Raw genomic sequence first — 16364 nt, 5'->3', positions numbered from 1 at the left:
CGGTCCAGCTCGAACGGTCACCTGACCGGACGGTCGGGCGGGGTGCGGAGGACCGTCCCCGTCCGGCCCCCGTGCGGCGGGCTCGCCCTTGGACCCCCGGGTCATGGCCGGGTGTCCTGGTCCGGTACGGGCAGCGGTCTCTTCTCGATCGCCGCCGCCATGACCTCCGGGAAGAGGTCCGGCGTGCAGGCGAACGCCGGGATGCCCAGGGCCCCGAGGGCCGCCGCGTGGTCACGGTCGTAGGCGGGCGCGCCCTCGTCGGACAGGGCGAGCAGCGTCACGAACTGCACCCCGGACGTCTTCATCGCGGCGACCCGTTTCAGCATCTCGTCGCGTATACCGCCCTCGAAGAGATCGCTGATGAGGACGACGATCGTGTCGGCGGGGCGGGTGATCTTCGACTGGCAGTGGGCGAGCGCCCGGTTGATGTCGGTGCCGCCGCCGAGCTGGGTGCCGAAGAGTACGTCGACGGGGTCGTCGAGCCGGTCGGTGAGATCGACCACCGCGGTGTCGAAGACGACGAGTCGGGTGCGCAGGGCGCGCATCGAGGCGAGCACCGCGCCGAAGACCGACGCGTAGACGACGGAGGCCGCCATCGACCCCGACTGGTCGATGCAGAGAATGACGTCCTTCCTGACGGACTGCGCGGCCCGCCCGTGGCCGATGAGCCGCTCGGGAACGACGGTGCCGTACTCCGGGAGGTAGTTCCTGAGGTTGGCCCGGATGGTGCGGTCCCAGTCGATGTCGCGGTGACGGGGTCTCTCGATCCTGGCCGAGCGGTCCAGCGCACCGGTGAGTGCGGTCCGGGTGCGGGTGGCAAGCCGCTGCTCCAGGGCGTCGACGAGCGTGCGGACCACCGCCCGTGCGGTCTCCTTCGTCGTCTCGGGCATGGCCTCGTTGAGCGAGAGGAGCGTTCCGACGAGGTGGACGTCCGCCTCGACGGCTTCCAGCATCTCCGGCTCCAGGAGCAGCGCGGAGAGGCCGAGCCGGTCGATCGCGTCGCGCTGCATGACCTGGACGACGGAGCTGGGGAAGTAGGTGCGGATGTCGCCGAGCCAGCGGGCCACGGAGGGGGCGGAGGCACCGAGGCCGCCCGAGCGGTTGGTCCCGCCGCGGCCCTGCTTCCCTCCGCCGCCGTACAGGGCGGTCAGCGCATCGTCCATCGCGGCGTCCCGTCCGGTGAGGGCGGAACCGGTGCCTTCCGCGCTGTCCCCGCCCAGGACCAGGCGCCACCGGCGCCGACGCTCGTCCTCCGCCGGGACGGAGGGTGGGGCGGGGGCCGGGTGCGATGCGGTGCCGGCGGTGTCCGTGGTCATCCCGTTGCCCCCAGTGGTTCCTCGACGTGTACGGCTCGCTGGTCCGGGCGCCTGTCGTCCCGGTGTCCCCCGCCCCGGTCTCCCTTGCGCCGGTCCTCTTCGCCCAGGCCTCCCGCGCCCCGGCCGGTGCGGTCCGGAGCTCTCCGGTCCGGTGCCGCGCCACCCGGGTCCGGACCGGTGACGCCGTCCAGGCCGAGCAGGAGACGCAGCACGGGCACCACCGCCTCCGCCCGGGTTCCGTCGAGTCCGGGCCCGAAGCCGGGTGCCGTCGCCGCGGTCCCGGTGGCCGGCGCTCCGGCGGCCGGGCCGCGCCGTACGAGTTCGCCCAGCGTGCGCCGGACACCCGCTTCGTACGCGGAGAAGGTGCGGCGCAACAGCGGCAGCACATCGGTGAAGGTGTCGGCGGGCATCCCGGTGAGCCAGGCGTCGACCAGGCCCAGCAGGCGCTCGTCGTGGACGAGGAGCATGCCTCCTCCCGCGGCTCCCCCGACGAATCCCTCGATCCAGGCCGCCGCGTCGGCCGGGGGTGTGCCCGGGGACAGGGCCAGGCCCATCAGCCGTGCCGCCTCGTCCTCCGCGAGCCGTCCTTCGTCCAGCAGCAGGCGGGCCGCCCGGCCCCGGATCACGCCCGCGACCGTGTCCCGGGAGGCGAGTCTGCGCAGGACGGCGGTCCAGCGCTCGCGCAGCCCGTTCTCGGTGGCATCCGGCCGATCGGCTCCGGTGAGCAGTCCGATCGCACCGTGGACCGCGTCCACCCGGCGGCGCAGTTCGGCGGCGCCGTCGGCGTCCAGTCCGGTGCAGGCGGGTGGCAGTCCGACACAGATCCGCTCGGCCAGCCCGGCGGCGACCTCACCGAGCGCCGCCGTGTCCGTGGACCGCACGTCGCCGTAGCGCAGGGTGCGGGCCAGTGCGGGCAACGCGTCGGCGAGACGGCCGACATCGGTGTCCAGTGCGGCACGGTCGGCGAGGGCCCGCATCACCACGGGGAGCGCGTCGGGCAGTTCCGCGAGGAGGCAGTGCTCGGCAAGGGCGGTGACCTCGGCGAGCATGGTCGCCGAAACCGCCCGGTACTCGGCCTTGGCGGTCGCCGCCGAGAGCACGGTGGTGCCCCAGGTCCCGGCCTCGGCGACCCGAACGTACAGCTCGGGTTCCCAGCACAGCCGCCAGCTCTCCCGGAAGGTGCCGGTGCTGGTCCGGCCCGTGGTGGGCTCACCCCAGCCGACGGCGAGGATCCGCAGCCGGTGCAGCAGCCGACTGCGGGCCGCGTCGGTCTCCTTGCGCAGGTCGAGCTCCAACTCCCTTTCCATGGCCTCTGGTTTCAGCCGGAGTGTGCGCTGCCGGCGGGTGAGGTCGCGCTGCAGGGGTACCGCGGGAGCGGTGTCCGGCACCTCGCCGAGCGTCCCGCCGACGACCAGCCGGTCCTGGATGAGCGCGAGCGGCACATCGGAGCCCTCGCACATCACCGCCCGGATCGCATCGGTCGTCTCGCTCAGTCCCGCCAACGGGCGGCCGCGCACGGCGGCGAGGGCCCCGGCGAGCCGGACGGCCTCGATGACATGGGCGGACGACACGAACCGGTCCTCGTCGCGCAGGAGTCCGGCGGCCCTGGTCATCCACCGCTCGATCGGGCGGTCGATGGTCTCGAAGAGGTGCTCGTACCAGCCGGGCGAGTCGACGCCCGCTCCGTATCCGCTGTGCCGGGCGAGCCGCCGGTTCGACCAGGGCACCCAGGTGAGCTCGGCCCTGATCCTGGGCAGTCCCCTGAGCAGGGCCCGGTCGGCGGCGAGTGTGGTCCTCGCACCGAGCGCGGGCACATGCCACGCACCGCAGACGACCGCGACGTCGTCGCCGAACTCCTTCACGGCCTTGCGCAGTTGCAGGCGCATGTACGCCTCCCGCACGGTGTCATGAGGGTGTCCGCCGTCGCCGTACACCTCGCGCAGCGCCGTCATGGCCTCGGCCAGCACGGCGAACGGTGCTCGTGGATCGTCGGCCCCACCGCCCTGGGTGCGGTGTTCGACGACGTCCTCCCACCAGCGCTCCGGGTCGTCGTAGCCCGCCGCCCCGGCAAGGACACCGATGGGGTCGACCGGAGCAAGCACGGGTGCGTCGCCCGCGGCCGGCCTCCCGTCCGGGGCTGCGTCCCCGTCTCCACCTCCGTGCCCGTCCGGGACCGGATCGCGTTCCGCTGCTTCCGTCATGGCCAGGGAGTTCGCCGCGGGGAGGTCGATGAACCGGACCGGCACGTCATGGACCAGCGCCCAGCGGATCGCCACCCACTCGGGCGAGAACGCGGCCAGCGGCCAGAATGCCGCCACCCCCGGATCGTCCACCGCGTGGGCGAGCAGCGCGACCGGCGGCCGCATCTGCTCGTCGGCGGCGAGCGGCAGCAGTGCGTCGCCCTCGGGCGGCCCCTCGACGAGCACCGCCTGCGGACGGGCGGCTTCCAGGGCCGCGCGGACGGCCCGGGCGGAGCCCGGCCCGTGGTGCCGCACCCCCAGCAGCAGCGGTCCGGCACCACGCTCGGCCCCCGTCATGCGGATACCTCACGGCAGGCGCGGTAGAAGTCCTTCCACCCGTCCCGCTCCCGGACCACGGTCTCCAGGTACTCCTGCCAGACCGTCCGGTCGGCCGCAGGATCCCGGACGACCGCGCCGAGAATGCCCGCCGCCACGTCACCAGGGCGCAGTATCCCGTCGCCGAAGTGTGCCGCCAGTGCGAGGCCGTTGGTGACGACGGAGATCGCCTCGGCCGTCGACAGCGTCCCCGAGGGGGACTTGAGCCTGGTCCGGCCGTCGGTGGTGACACCGTCGCGCAGTTCGCGGAAGACGGTGACGACACGTCGGATCTCGGACAGGCCGTCGGGTGCGGCCGGGAGGTCGAGCGAACGCCCGATCTGGTCGACGCGCCGGGAGACGATGTCCACCTCGGCGTCCGGGGTGGCCGGCAGGGGCAGCACAACGGTGTTGAACCGCCGGCGCAGTGCGCTGGACAGCTCGTTGACCCCGCGGTCGCGGTCGTTGGCGGTGGCGATGACGTTGAAGCCGCGGACCGCCTGGACCTCCTGGCCCAGTTCGGGGACGGGGAGCGTCTTCTCCGAGAGGATCGTGATCAGCGAGTCCTGCACATCGGCGGGGATACGGGTGAGTTCCTCGATCCGCGCGGTCATGCCACCGGACATGGCGCGCATGACCGGGCTCGGCACCAGGGCCTCCCGGCTGGGGCCGTGCGCGAGCAGCTGTGCGTAGTTCCAGCCGTAACGGACGGCTTCCTCCGGGGTGCCCGCCGTGCCCTGGACGAGCAGGGTCGAATCCCCGCTGACGGCGGCCGCGAGATGCTCGGAGACCCAGGTCTTGGCCGTGCCGGGAACGCCCAGGAGGAGCAGCGCCCGGTCGGTGGCCAGCGTGGTCACGGCGACCTCGACGAGGCGCCGCGGTCCGACGTACTTGGGAGTGATCACCGTGCCGTCGGACAGGGAACCGCCGAGCAGATAGGTGGCGACGGCCCAGGGCGACAGCCGCCAACGCGCGGGCCGCGGACGGTCGTCGGCTGCGGCAAGGGCCTTCAGCTCATGAGCGAAGGCATCCTCGGCATGCGGTCGCAGAGCCTGCACCCCTACGGCGGCGCTGGTTTCGGACACGGTCATGGATCCCCCTCCAGATCGGTCGCCCCGATGTGGTTCCCACCGTGCACCACGCCACTGACAATCGGCCCGGACCGCAGGTCGGGGGCGGTTCAATCCCTCCTGACGGTGCGTCATTCCGTGATCGACGAGACCGCGGCGCAGCCGCCCGCGGTGAGGGCCCGTGCCCCTCGGCCGCCTCGACGACCTCGCGTCCCGCGGCGCGTCGCGGGCGGACGGTCGGGTCAAGTGGCTTGTACGCCGACGAAAGAGCAGGTCGGATCGATTGTCAGTGGCGCGGTCTACCGTCGTTCCCATGCTGCTTTCTCACGGGGGAGAACCCTTGCGCACCGCCGATCCGGCAGCGCGCTGGACAGCGGAACAGGTGTTGGCCCTGGCTCCTGACGAGGCCTCACGCAGGGCGGGGAGCAGGCTCGGTACGGCCGGTGCGTGGTCCGGCTGCGGGTGTGACGGTTCGGGTGCGGTGTGGGGGCGGTGCAGGGGAAGCGACAGCAGGCCGTACCAGACCGTGGTCGACACCACCGGGCCCGCCTGCACCTGCACGTGCCCGAGCAGGAAGTTCCCGTGCAAGCACGCCCTGGGTCTGCTGCTGGTCTGGGCTTCGGGCGCATCGGCCCTGCCCACGGGCGAGGTGCCGGACTGGGCCGACGCGTGGCTGACGAGCCGTCGCGACCCCGCGGCCGCCACGCCGGGGAGGGGCGAGCCGGGAGCCGGCGGCGCCCCGGCCACGGGCCCGGCCGACCCGGCGGCCGCCCGTCGGCGCGCCGAGCGCCGGGCCGGGCGGATCAGCGACGGCGCCCAGGAGCTGGAGCAGCGGCTGGCGGATCTGGTGCGCGGCGGGCTGGCCGCGGTCGATCAGCCCGGCTACACCCTGTGGGAGGAGACGGCGGCCCGCATGGTCGACGCCCAGGCTCCCGGCCTGGCCGCGCGGGTGAGGGAGCTGGGCTCCGTCCCGGCGTCCGGGCCGGGTTGGCCGGCCCGGCTGCTGGAGGAGTGCGCGCTGCTGCATCTGCTGGACACCGCCTGGCTGGGAATCGACCGACTGCCGGAGCCACTGGCCGCCACGGTCCGGACCCGGGTGGGACTGACCGCCCCCGCGGAGGGCCCGCCGGTCCGCGACCACTGGCTGGTCCTCGCCCAGTACGACACACCGGACGGCAGGGTCGTCACCCGCCGTATCTGGCTGTACGGGAGGGATTCGGGCCGCACAGCACTGCTCCTGTCCTACGGAGCGGCCGGGCGCTCCCCCGGGCCGGCGCTGCCGGTGGGCGCCACGATCGACGCCGAGATCACGCCCCATCCGGGCGCCGGGCAGCTGCGGGCGGAGCTGGGCGGACAGTTCGGTGCCCCGTCACCCGGCGGCACGCTCCCACCGGGCGGTTCGACGGCGGCCGCGATCCGCGCGTACGGGGACGCCCTGCGGGACGACCCCTGGCTGGACACCTGGCCCGTGACCCTGCGCGACGTCATACCCGTGCCGTCCGGGACCGGCTGGCAGCTCGCCGACGCGGCGGGCGACACGGCCCTGCCCGTCGCCCCGGCGGCGCTGTCCCGACCCGGGCTCTGGAAGCTCGTCGCTCTCTCCGGCGGCTCCCCGGTCACGGTCTTCGGCGAGTGCGGCCACCGCGGGTTCGAGCCCCTGACGGCCTGGCCCACGGACACCGGACCGGATACGGACACCGAGGCCCGTGCGGGGGCGGGCAGGGGCTCCGGCGACCTCGAGACACCGTCCGGGGCCGTGCTGCTCATCTGACTCCGCAGGACTGCGGACCCGAGGTTCGAAGGGGGACCAATGCCTCGCACCATCGCACGCGCGCCCTGGGAACAACTCGTCACCTCGGCGCTTCTGGGCACCGACCGCCGCCCGCCGGAAGGAGGCGGCGGGCCGGGCGAGCTGCTGGACGCGGCAGCACTCCACACCGTGCGGCGCCGCGCGGGACTGCTGCCCGCTCCCGCGGCCGCCCGGCCGGAGCCCGCACCCGACGACCCTCGGCCCGCGCTGCCTCCGGCAGCACGGCGCAGACTCGCCCAGCTGCTCGAGGACCGGACGGCACCGGGCAGCTCGGGCGGTCGGCGCGGCACCGCCCCCGACCTCACGGAGCTGATCCCACAGTGGCTGGCCACCGCCCATCGGTACGGCTACCGGGCCCCGGCCGCGCTCCTCCCCCTCCTGCTGGACGCGGCCAGGTCCCGCACCGACCTGCGGCCCGCGGTCCTGGCCTTCGCCGGACCGCGCGGGCGGTGGCTGGCCGGGCTGAATCCCGAGTGGAAGTTCGCGCTGCGGGGCTCCTCGCGCGGTCCGTCGCTGCCGGACCGCACAGAACCGGAAGCGGTCGCCCGGCTGTGGGAGGAAGGGCTGTTCGCCGAACGGGTCGCCCTGCTCGGGGCCCTGCGCGCACACGACTCCGCCGAAGCGCTGGCACTGCTCGCCACCACATGGACCACCGAACGCGCCGAGGACCGGCTGATGTTCCTCGATACGCTGCGCACGGATCTCTCCGGGACCGACGAGACCTTCCTGGAGCAGGCGCTCTCCGACCGCAGTCGCCATGTCCGCTCCACGGCTGCCGAACTGCTGTCCGCGCTGCCGGATTCGGCGTTCGCCGGACGGATGGCCGCCCGCGCGATGTCCTGCGTGAGCCAGGACCTCGCGGGAGACGAGGTCTCCGTCGCCGTGGAGGCTCCGCACGAATGCGATGCCTCGATGGAGCGCGACGGTGTGGTGGCGGTGCCTCCGGTGGGGCGGGGCGAGCGGTCCTGGTGGCTCGGCCAGTTGGTGGAAGCGACCCCACTGACCCTCTGGTCGGGGCGGTTCGGCGGTCGCGGCGCGCAGGAGATCGTCTCACTGCCGGTGCTGGACGGCTGGGCCGAGGAACTGCACGCCGCATGGTGCCGGGCGGCCGTGCGGCAGCGGGATCCGCAGTGGGCCCGCGCACTGCTCGGCTCCCCCGCCGTTCCCCCGTCGAACAGCCCCGGTACGACGTCACTCGCCGAGCGGTCCAAGCTGCTCGCCGTGCTTCCCGCCGCCGAACGGGGCACCTGGGTGGCCGACTTCATCGCGGCACACGGGTTGTCGGAGGCCTTTCAGCTGCTCGGGGTCTGTCCGGTCCCCTGGGCCGAGTCACTCGGCCGCTCCGTCGTCGACGCCCTGGACATCGCCCGGGACGCGGGCAGCTATCCGTGGAGCTTCAGCGGCATCATGGGCCTCGCCGAGCGCTGCCTGGACCCGGCCGAGGCGGACCGCCTGGAAGTCCTCACCACCACCCCGGACGAACCGGAGAACGCCTCACCGGGCGCGAACGGCTACTGGTCCGAGGCCTTCCAACGGCTGGTCTCCACCCTGCGGTTGCGTGCGGCGATGGACCGGGAGCTGGCAGCGGGCTGAGGAGCGACGACCGACTTCGGACCTGAGGGAACGAGCCCGGGGCGCCGGGCCCCGGGCGGGCCGGAGCCCGCGGCCCGGAGCCGACGGCCCGGCCTTGCGGCGGGGAGGGCTCAGGCTTCCGCGGGGTGCCGGACGTTCGCGTTGACCCAATCGACGATCGACGCCGTCGTCGCACCCGGCGTGAAGATCTCCGCGACGCCCTGCTCCTTCAGCGGCGCGATGTCCGCCTCCGGGATGATGCCGCCGCCGAAGACCTTGATGTCCTCCGCCTCACGCTCCTTCAGCAGCTCGATCACCCTGGCGAAGAGCGTGTTGTGCGCGCCGGAGAGGATCGAGAGGCCGATCGCGTCGGCGTCCTCCTGGATCGCGGTGTCCACGATCTGCTCGGGCGTCTGATGAAGGCCGGTGTAGATGACCTCCATACCGGCGTCGCGCAGCGCCCGCGCGATCACCTTGGCTCCGCGATCATGGCCGTCCAGGCCCGGCTTGGCCACCACCACTCGGATCGGACCGGTCACACCCATCACTGCCTCCACATGCGTCTCCCGTGCCTGAAGGGCCGGGGATGTGAACGAACGTTATCGACAGCATCCCGCAACCCACCGTTTCGCGGTGGCCGGGGAGGGGGAAATCACACAGGGGACATGTTCACCGGTGGCCGCTTCCAGGGCATCCGGCGGTCCTGCTGTGTGGGACCGGCCGCCAGGAAAGCCGCCGCGAGGTCGCCGTACCACCGCGCCGCCAGCCGCGCGGCACGGTGGTGCGGGCTGCCGGGGCGGTGCGGCAGTACAGCCGGAGACCGTTCGTCCGCCACCGCCACGACCGGCACGCAGGGGACTGCGCCCGGCAGGACCCCGCCCGGCAGTCCGGGCGCGTCACCCGTACCCGCGCATCGGCTCCCCACGAGGACGCGCGGCGAGCAGAGCCGTCTCCCCGCACGCCGGAGCAGGAGGTCGGCCATGAAGGTTCTGCCCTTCCTTCGCCCCTTGCCGGGCCGGCCGTGCCGGTGCGGCATCCAGCTGTCATCCGCGCTGATCAAAGCCACCGCGCTCGAACCGGTGGTACTCACCGGACAGATGCTCCTCGCCGGCATCATCGGGGAGCGTCGGCCCGCGCCACGCCCGGCCGGACCGACCACGGGATCCGCCGCCGCACCGGCGACCGCACCGGCCGCCGCACCGCACACCGTCCCCGCCCCTGCCTCCACCACCACCGCCGCCTCGACCGGGAGCCTGGGCCTCCGGGGCGGAGAGCCGCCGCCCGTCGTCCTCCTGCACGGTCTCACCGACAACCGTTCGGCCTTCGTGCCGCTCCGCCGCACCCTCGCCCGACACGGCCGGCACCATCTGGAGTCGCTCAACTATGCGTCGTTGACCTGCGACATCCGCACGGCGGCCGAACTGCTCGGCCGGCACATCGAGGAGATCTGCGCCCGCACCGGACACCAGAAGGTCGACATCGTCGGACACGGCCTCGGCGGCCTGATCGCCCGGTACTACGCCCAGCGGCTGGGCGGCGACCAGCGGGTCCGCACCCTGGTCACGCTCGGCGCGCCGCACGGGGGCACGTCCGTCGCCCCGCCGGCCGGCGCCCACCCTCTCGTGTCCCAGATGCGCAGGGGCTCCGGGCCGATCGAGGAACTGCGCAGGCCGGCACCCGGCTGCCGCACCCGCTTCGTGAGCTTCTGGAGCGAGTTCGACCGGGTAATCGTCCCGGCCGAGGCGGCCTGCATCGATCACCCGGATCTCGACGCGCTGAACGTACATGTCAGCGAAATCGGCCATCTCGCGCTCCCAGTGCACCCGGCCGTCGTCGCCGCCGTCCGGCAGGCACTGGATTCCCGCGCATCAATGATCGAAGCCTCGGGCGGCACACTGCCCCCGAGCACCTCAGAAGCCCCGGCAGGAACCGCGAGAACCACAAGAACCGAGCAAACCGTGAGAGCCGCAGGAACCGAGCAAACCGCAGGCACCGCGACAACCGCAGGAACCACGGGCACCGGTCCGGTGACCCGATCACACCGGAGCAGCAGCACCCCACCTCATTCGCGGCCCCATTAAATAGAACGCATTTCGAACATAGAGCCAAGGCTGTGTGCACGGCCCGGCAAAAGACTGCCGATTGCCCGTTTCCTGAGCCGCCCCGGGGCTGCCGAAGATTGTCGACGTCGCGTACCGCCGGGTACAGTCGCGCCACTGCTCCCCTGGGATTCCCCACCGGATCCCGGACCGCAGATCCTGCTGCCGAGGCGAGAGAGAAGTTGGTGGACGACCAGCACCCCCACGCCGGGTATGCCGGATACGACGGCCAAACCACCGCCAGTCACCTCGGCGACCCGCTCTTCGGCTCCCTCCCCGGCAGCTACGACGGCATGTACGACAGCGGCTACGGTACGGGCCCGGTCGAGTACGGGGTTCCCTACGAATCCACTCACTGGGACACCGGCGCACACCCCACCACCTCGTACGACGCCTACGGCGGGTACCCCGCGCAGACCCAGCAGCCGTATCCCGCGGGCCCGACGTACGACACCACGGCCACCTGGACCCCTGCCGTCGACCACGGCACGGCGGCGGACACGATCACCGCCACCTTCGCCGACATTCCGGCACGGGGCGGCGCTCCGGACGCCACGGGTCAGTGGGACACCAGCGGCTGGTACCGGCCCGACCCGTGGGCGGCGTCCGCCTACGACTCCGGCGTCCACGACGCCACGGCCTGGAACATCGGCGCCACGCCCACCCACGAGCAGCAAGCACCGGAAGCGTACGCGGCGCACGAGGCGCACCAGCCGTACGGGCCCTATGACGATCAGAGCTCCTTCGACCCGTACGAGCCCCAGCACACCGCCGAGTTCAACCTCACGGAGCCGGAGACCGGGACCGCCCCGGAGACCGGGCCGGAGGCGGAGGCCGGAGCGGACTTCGGCCCCGGCAGTCACGACGGTCACAGCGGACACAGCGACGCCGACGGGCCGGAAGACGAAGCCGACGGCTACGACGACGACCTGAACGACCACGTGCCCGCCGCCCGGCGCCCCCTCAGCCGCCCCGTCACCCGCGCTCGGCGGCGTACGCCAGCGAAACGTTCCGCGCTCCTCACCGTCGCCGTTCCGTCCGCCTGCGTGATGAGCGTGGCCGGTATCGCCGCCGCCTCCGTCGCCGGGCTGGGCGGCGAGGACAAGAAGGACGACAGCACCACGATGGCGGCCGCCGATCCGGGTTCCGTCAAGTCGGTCGCCGCCAACAACAAGTTGGACACCCAGCTCGCCAACCTCAGCGCCGACGCCGAGAACTTCGCCGACCGCGCCAGCCGCACCCAGGAGCGCATCGACCTGCGCGAGCGGCAGGCCGCGGAGAAGAAGAAGCGGGAGGAAGAGGCCGCCCGCAAGGAGGCGTTGCGCCCCAAGTTCGTCATGCCGGTCAAGGACCACGGCCTCAGCGCGTACTTCGGCCAGGCGGGCGTCAACTGGATGTCCGTGCACACAGGCATCGACTTCCCCGTCTCGTACGGCACGCCCGTGATGGCCGCGACCGACGGCACCGTGCGCACCCAGTGGAACAGCGCCTACGGGAACATGGCCATCGTCACCATGGCCGACGGGACCGAGACCTGGTACTGCCACCTGAGCAGCACCAAGATCCGCTCCGGCGCGGTCAAGGCCGGTGACGTCATCGCGTACTCCGGCAACTCCGGCAACTCGACCGGCCCGCACATGCACTTCGAGGTACGGCCCGGCGGCGGCGCGGCGATAGACCCGCTCCCCTGGCTCCGCAGCCACAACGTCGACCCGACCTGAGCCGCTCCCGCCGCCCGGTCGTCCCGACCGACCGGGCCGGCCGGGACGAGTGACCGGGCCGTGTGTACAACCGGCCCGCCGGTCACTCGTCGGCCCGGCTACAGCTTCTCGACCGGCGCGTACCGCAGCAGCAGCTTCTTCGGCCGCTCGTCCCCGAAGTCGACGGTCGCCTTCGCCTGATCGCCGACGCCCTCGACCGCCGTCACCGTGCCGAGCCCGAACTGGTCGTGCGTGACCCGGTCCCCGACGGCCAGCGTGATCGTGGGCTTGTCCGACGTGCGCCGGGTCGCGAAGCCCGAGGGGCCGGAGCGCGAGCGCGACGAGGACAGCGACGAGGTGATCCCCGAGGTCGGTCCGGCCGGGGACACCATCGGCCCGGTCCGCTTCCACTCCAGGTGCTGGTCCGGGATCTCCTCCAGGAACCGCGAGGGCGGGTTGTACGAGGGCTGGCCCCAGGCGCTGCGCATCGCCGCCCGGGTCAGATAGAGGCGCTCGCGGGCCCGGGTGATGCCCACGTACGCGAGCCGCCGCTCCTCCTCGAGCTCCTTGACCTGGCCGAGCGCGCGCATGTGCGGGAAGACGCCGTCCTCCATGCCGGTCAGGAAGACCACCGGGAACTCGAGGCCCTTCGCGGTGTGCAGGGTCATCAGCGTGATGACGCCGGAGCCCTCCTCGTCCTCGTCCGGGATCTGGTCGGAGTCGGCGACGAGCGCGACCTTCTCCAGGAACTCGGCGAGCGTCCCCGCGCCCTCCTCGCCGGACTCGCCCCGCTCCTGCTCGAATTCGAGGGCGACGGCCGCGAGTTCCTGAAGGTTCTCGATCCGGGTCTCGTCCTGCGGGTCGGTGGACGCCTGGAGTTCGGCGAGGTAGCCGGTGCGCTCCAGCACCGCCTCCAGGACCACCGCGGGGCCCGCGCCGGACTCGACGATCGTGCCGAGCTCCTCCATCAGCGTGTTGAACCGCTTGACGGCGTTGGCCGACCGGGCGGCCATGCCGTACGCCTCGTCGACCCGGCGCAGCGCCTGCGGGAAGGTGATCTTCTCGCGCAGGGAGAGGGCGTCGATCATCGCCTCGGCGCGGTCCCCGATGCCGCGCTTGGGCACGTTCAGGATGCGGCGCAGCGGGACGCTGTCCTCGGGGTTGGCGAGGACCCGGAGGTAGGCCAGGACGTCCCGGACCTCCTTGCGCTCGTAGAAGCGCACACCGCCGACGACCTTGTAGGGCAGGCCGACGCGGATGAAGATCTCCTCGAAGACACGGGACTGCGCGTTCGTCCGGTAGAAGACCGCGACGTCACCGGCCCTGGCGTCGCCCGCGTCGGTCAGCCGGTCGATCTCGTCGGCGACGAACTGCGCCTCGTCGTGCTCGGTGTCGGCGACGTAGCCGGTGATCCGGGCGCCGGTGCCGGCGTTCGTCCAGAGGTTCTTGGGGCGGCGGCTCTCGTTGCGTTCGATGACCGCGTTGGCGGCGGACAGGATCGTCTGCGTGGAGCGGTAGTTCTGCTCCAGGAGGATCGTGGTCGCGTCCGGGTAGTCCTCCTCGAACTGGAGGATGTTGCGGATGGTCGCGCCGCGGAAGGCGTAGATCGACTGGTCCGCGTCGCCGACGACGCACAGTTCGGCGGGGGCGCCGTCCTCGCCGGCCGGGCCGACCAGTTCGCGTACGAGGGTGTACTGGGCGTGGTTGGTGTCCTGGTACTCGTCGACCAGGACGTGCCGGAAGCGGCGGCGGTAGTGCTCGGCGACATCGGGAAACGCCTGGAGCAGGTGGACCGTCGTCATGATGATGTCGTCGAAGTCCAGTGCGTTGGCCTCGCGCAGCCGGGACTGGTACATCGCGTAGGCCTGGGCGAGGGTCTTCTCGAACCCGTCCGCGGCCTGGCCGGCGAAGGTCTCCTCGTCGATCAGCTCGTTCTTCAGGCTGGAGACCTTGGCCGTGAAGGACTTCGGCGGGAACCGCTTGGGGTCGAGGTCGAGGTCACGGCAGACCAGGGCCATCAGCCGCTTGGAGTCGGCGGCGTCGTAGATGGAGAACGACGAGGTGAAGCCGAGCTTCTTCGACTCGCGGCGCAGGATGCGTACGCACGCGCTGTGGAAGGTCATGACCCACATGGCGTGGGCGCGCGGGCCGACGAGCTGTTCGACCCGCTCCTTCATCTCGCCCGCGGCCTTGTTGGTGAAGGTGATCGCCAGGATCTGGCCGGGGTGGACTCCGCGCTCGGCGAGGAGGTGGGCGATCCGGTGGGTCAGCACCCGGGTCTTGCCGGAGCCCGCCCCGGCGACGATGAGCAGCGGGGAACCCGCGTGGACCACCGCGGCGCGCTGCTCGTTGTTCAGCCCGTCGAGCAGTGCCGCGGGGTCGATCACCGGACGGTGCGCGCCGTCACGGTAGTACGCGTCCCTGGACGGCGGAGGCCCGTCGAACACGCCCGCGAAGAGGTCCTCCGGCACCTCTTCGGGTGCGGAGTCCTCGGGGGGCGGCGGAGGCTCCTCCTCCGTGTGCTGGAGGCCGGCCAGGAAGCTGTCGTCAAAGAGGCTGCTCATCGCTTGCCGAGTCTAGTGCCGCGACCGCACCTGGCGGCCGGGTACGCAAAGAGAGCGGTCGTCCACGCGGTGTGAGAGAAACCGGGCCCCGGCCCTCCCGCGCCACCTCGCTCCACCGAGGTCACGAAAACGTATCGGGCATATCGAACATCGACCTTCACAGCGGCCCCACGAGTTGGCTAGCGTGCTCGACCGGGCGGCCCGTACCCCCTGAGGCGAACCGCGCCGAACGGGTGCCCGCGCCGAATCCGGGCTGCCCTCGTGGGAGTTCGGAGCCGGGGACCCAGATGCAGCACCGGGGTGAATCGGTCCATATCCCCACGCGGACCGTAGGGCAGCCTTCCGTTCCGCCCGAACCCGACAGCTAACCCGGCAGGCGGTCCACGGAAGGAGATGCCGGTCTTGGCATCACACCGCAAACCGCGCACCCGGGTGCGCACCAGTACACCCGCCGTCGGCCTCACCACGGCCGCACTGGCGTCCGTGACCCTGCTCTCCTCGCAGAGCGCCATGGCCGCCCCCGCCCCGAAGCAGAGCATCGAGGACGTCCAGAAGAAGGTGGACGGCCTCTACCGGCAGGCGGGCACCGCGACCCAGCAGTACAACCAGGCGAAGGAGGCGTCCACCGCCCAGCGCGCCAAGGTCGACGCCCTGCTGGAGGACGTGGCGAAGCGCGCCGACAAGCTCAACGAGGCCCGCAGGACGCTCGGCGCCTACGCCGCCGCGCAGTACCGCGCCGGCGCCATCGCCCCGAACGCCACCTTCTTCCTGGCCGACGACCCGCAGTCGTACTTCGACCAGAACCAGCTGATGAACCGGATGACCGAACAGCAGCAGAAGGCCGTCTCGGACTTCCGCGCGGAGCAGGTCAAGGCCTCGAAGAAGCGCGCCGAAGCGGTACAGAGCCTGGAGACGCTGACCACGACGCAGGCCACGCTGCGCACCAGCAAGCAGAACGTCCAGCAGAAGCTGGGCGAGGCGCGTGCGCTGCTGTCGAAGCTCACCGCCGAGGAGAAGGAGCGGCTCGCGGCGCTGGAGCGCAAGAAGGAGGAGGAGGCCAGGCGCAAGGCGGAGGAACTCGCCAAGCAGCAGGCCGCCGCCAAGGCCGAGGCGGACCGCAAGGCGGCCGAGGCCGCGGAGGAGACGGAGACCGGCACCACGACCGGTTCGGACAGCAGCGCCACCACCAAGGCGGAGAAGGCCCTCGCCTTCGCCGCGGCCCAGATCGGCAAGCCGTACGTGTGGGGTGCGACGGGTCCGTCCTCGTACGACTGCTCCGGGCTCACCCAGGCGGCATGGAAGGCCGCGGGTGTCGACATCCCGCGCACCACCTGGGACCAGGTGGAGATAGGAACCCGGGTCGCGACCGCCGATCTCCAGCCGGGCGACCTCGTCTTCTTCTACGACGACATCAGCCACGTCGGCATCTACAAGGGCGACGGGATGATGATCCACGCGCCGAAGCCGGGGGCGAATGTGCGCGAGGAGTCGATCTACTACATGCCGATCTACGGCAGCGTGCGCCCGGCGTAGCCGCCCGCACCGCCGGCCCGTCGGGCAACGGCTGCGGGGCGGGCTCCCTGTCGGAGCCCGCCCCGCGGGTCGGGCCGGAACGGGGCGGCTCGGGTCCGGAGCGCGGCGGCGCCCCGGGGCCGGCGGCGGCCCGGGTCCGGAGGGG

At 72.4% G+C, this 16364-nt stretch carries 10 protein-coding genes and 1 riboswitch; of the genes, 5 read left to right on the top strand and 5 right to left on the bottom strand.

Annotated features, from left to right (window positions below; genetic code table 11):
* Positions 1 to 101: 101 nt before the first annotated feature.
* From AB0L71_RS17585 to AB0L71_RS17575, 3 genes are read right to left on the bottom strand one after another with little or no spacing between them, the layout of a single operon-like run.
* Positions 102 to 1316: a VWA domain-containing protein gene (locus tag AB0L71_RS17585; RefSeq protein WP_365243464.1), complete on the bottom strand. Its 1215-nt coding sequence runs from the start codon at positions 1314 to 1316 to the stop codon at positions 102 to 104.
* Positions 1313 to 3853 (bottom strand): DUF5682 family protein, encoded by a 2541-nt coding sequence (locus tag AB0L71_RS17580; protein ID WP_365243462.1) that lies wholly within the window; start codon positions 3851 to 3853, stop codon positions 1313 to 1315. Before AB0L71_RS17580 ends, AB0L71_RS17585 begins: the two co-directional genes overlap by 4 nt.
* Complete coding sequence (locus AB0L71_RS17575) at positions 3850 to 4962, bottom strand: AAA family ATPase (RefSeq protein WP_365243460.1); 1113 nt, start codon at positions 4960 to 4962, stop codon at positions 3850 to 3852. Before AB0L71_RS17575 ends, AB0L71_RS17580 begins: the two co-directional genes overlap by 4 nt.
* A gap of 292 nt (positions 4963 to 5254) precedes the next feature.
* On the opposite strand from AB0L71_RS17575, the gene AB0L71_RS17570 reads away from it, so the two are divergent.
* Complete coding sequence (locus AB0L71_RS17570; protein WP_365243458.1) at positions 5255 to 6712, top strand: SWIM zinc finger family protein; 1458 nt, start codon at positions 5255 to 5257, stop codon at positions 6710 to 6712.
* Between the two features lie 39 nt (positions 6713 to 6751).
* Entirely contained in the window at positions 6752 to 8344 is a 1593-nt protein-coding gene (locus AB0L71_RS17565) for a DUF5691 domain-containing protein (protein WP_365243457.1), read from the top strand.
* A gap of 110 nt (positions 8345 to 8454) precedes the next feature.
* Here the strand turns inward: AB0L71_RS17565 and AB0L71_RS17560 are convergent, their stop codons facing one another.
* Complete coding sequence (locus tag AB0L71_RS17560) at positions 8455 to 8868, bottom strand: cobalamin B12-binding domain-containing protein (protein WP_365243455.1); 414 nt, start codon at positions 8866 to 8868, stop codon at positions 8455 to 8457.
* A 435-nt stretch (positions 8869 to 9303) separates the two neighbouring features.
* Here AB0L71_RS17560 and AB0L71_RS17555 point away from each other — a divergent pair, with 435 nt between their 5' ends.
* Together AB0L71_RS17555 and AB0L71_RS17550 are read left to right on the top strand one after the other, a co-directional pair.
* Entirely contained in the window at positions 9304 to 10404 is a 1101-nt protein-coding gene (locus AB0L71_RS17555) for an alpha/beta fold hydrolase (RefSeq protein WP_365243453.1), read from the top strand.
* Positions 10405 to 10607: 203 nt separating this feature from the next.
* Entirely contained in the window at positions 10608 to 12143 is a 1536-nt protein-coding gene (locus AB0L71_RS17550) for a M23 family metallopeptidase (protein WP_365243451.1), read from the top strand.
* Positions 12144 to 12241: 98 nt separating this feature from the next.
* On the opposite strand, the gene pcrA is transcribed toward AB0L71_RS17550, so the two are convergent.
* The gene (gene pcrA, locus AB0L71_RS17545) at positions 12242 to 14686 is read right to left on the bottom strand and encodes a DNA helicase PcrA (protein ID WP_365243449.1); all 2445 of its coding nucleotides are present in this window, start codon (positions 14684 to 14686) and stop codon (positions 12242 to 12244) included.
* Positions 14687 to 14916: 230 nt separating this feature from the next.
* A riboswitch (cyclic di-AMP (ydaO/yuaA leader) is annotated at positions 14917 to 15081 on the top strand.
* Between pcrA and AB0L71_RS17540 the strand changes: the two genes are divergently transcribed.
* Entirely contained in the window at positions 15080 to 16219 is a 1140-nt protein-coding gene (locus AB0L71_RS17540) for an NlpC/P60 family protein (protein WP_365243447.1), read from the top strand. It overlaps the preceding riboswitch by 2 nt.
* Positions 16220 to 16364: the final 145 nt, after the last annotated feature.

It is taken from the genome of Streptomyces sp. NPDC052052 (assembly GCF_040680455.1).
Taxonomy (GTDB): domain Bacteria; phylum Actinomycetota; class Actinomycetes; order Streptomycetales; family Streptomycetaceae; genus Streptomyces.
Note: the sequence above shows the minus strand (reverse complement) of the source record. Positions and strands in the feature narration are given on the sequence as shown.